This window comes from Pseudoalteromonas sp. Z9A5, assembly GCF_011378875.1.
Classification (GTDB): domain Bacteria; phylum Pseudomonadota; class Gammaproteobacteria; order Enterobacterales; family Alteromonadaceae; genus Pseudoalteromonas.
Genome location: NZ_WTLC01000017.1, coordinates 886 through 2,211 on the forward strand (window position 1 = coordinate 886; position 1,326 = coordinate 2,211).

Below are 1,326 nucleotides of genomic sequence, written 5' to 3' on the forward strand. Positions count from 1 at the left end.
TGTTTTTATCACTTTTGTCTGGAATATCATTGCACAAAGCACACTCTACACCTTTACGTGATTGATATAATCTTGAACATATAAACACTGTTGTTGTAATCAAAGACCAAGTACAAGCAAAAATTAATGCTTCTTGAACTGAATGCTGTTTAAGCAACTCAACTATAAAAAGTAAGGCAGCTACTCCAAGAAATACTTTTAATGCTCTAACGAACCAAAACTTAAATCCCATTTGAACTCCAAACCTGAGAAACACCTAACGCCCACATAAACGGACTAAAATAGTGGGCTAAAATGTGTAGCGAAGCGAAACGTAACCCACTGTTTTCATTCCGTTTAAACACCTTATTATGTTCACTTAATCAAAGCTCTTAAGCTTGGCTTCCCTTAAGTCTTTAGGCAAATATTGTACCCAGTTGTGAAGCCCTATGACTTGCTTGGGTTTAAGAGTACAGTGCGTTAATAAATAAGTCCTTAAAGACTTAACGAATTTAATACCATCTTCTTTTTCATTTTTACTAAGGTGAGCTTCGGTTCTATCCAAGATAAATTTATAAGCATGGCATGTAGATAAATTTTTAATAGAATATTTAACATCAACATTTTTAGCAAAATAAATCTCTAAATTTAATATGTGATTAATTTGCTTTTCATTTAAATCATCATTTTCAATATAAAAGTTATAATATTCATTTAATTTTTTAAACGAGAGAGTTTTATCGTTAAGTCTGAAATCATTTAAAAGGTCTTCCCGAAGTAACAGATACGATATAGCCAACGACTTCTTTCTTTCGTCGCTTACACCACCACTATTACCACCACCGCCAGTTTGCGAACCTTTGCCCAAAGAAACTAAAGACTTAGTAAGATCAGGTACATCTTTTAGGTTATTTGTCCCATGCGACTCAGCACATTGTTTACCACCAAAGTAAATTGTACCGTCTTTAGATTGCATATAATAAGCAGTTCCAGATGAAAGCTTATGTCCTTTTGCGCAGAAAGACTCTGTATTTTCACTCACAAAGTCTTTTTTTATAATTTTCAAAAATAACCTCCTTGTTTATAGCTAGGACTATATTTATATACTCGAAGAACATAACGAGGCTGTAGAATAACTCCACCAGCCAAATTCAATTAAAAAACGAGCTCCTGTAGTTAACTCTAAGCGTTTTTAAAGCATTAGGTAATACATTTGGAACCCATAAAACAGGCTGTTTTTCTTAAAAAAGAATAATTCTACAGCCTATCGTGGTAGAGCGACCTATTGCTAGGCCGACCCCACACAGATCCGGACGTGCGGAACTACCGCATCCGGCTCTTCAGTTA

Annotated in this window: 2 protein-coding genes; both read right to left on the reverse strand. The window is 34.6% G+C overall.

What is annotated here, in order from left to right; translation table 11 throughout:
- Positions 1–232 (reverse strand): hypothetical protein (locus GQR56_RS10195; RefSeq protein ID WP_166111176.1); only part of this gene is annotated, 232 nt, incomplete at its 3' end.
- A gap of 126 nt (positions 233–358) precedes the next feature.
- A complete protein-coding gene (locus GQR56_RS10200; RefSeq protein WP_166110996.1) occupies positions 359–1,045 on the reverse strand; it encodes a hypothetical protein in 687 nt (228 codons plus the stop codon).
- Between the last annotated feature and the right edge of the window lie 281 nt (positions 1,046–1,326).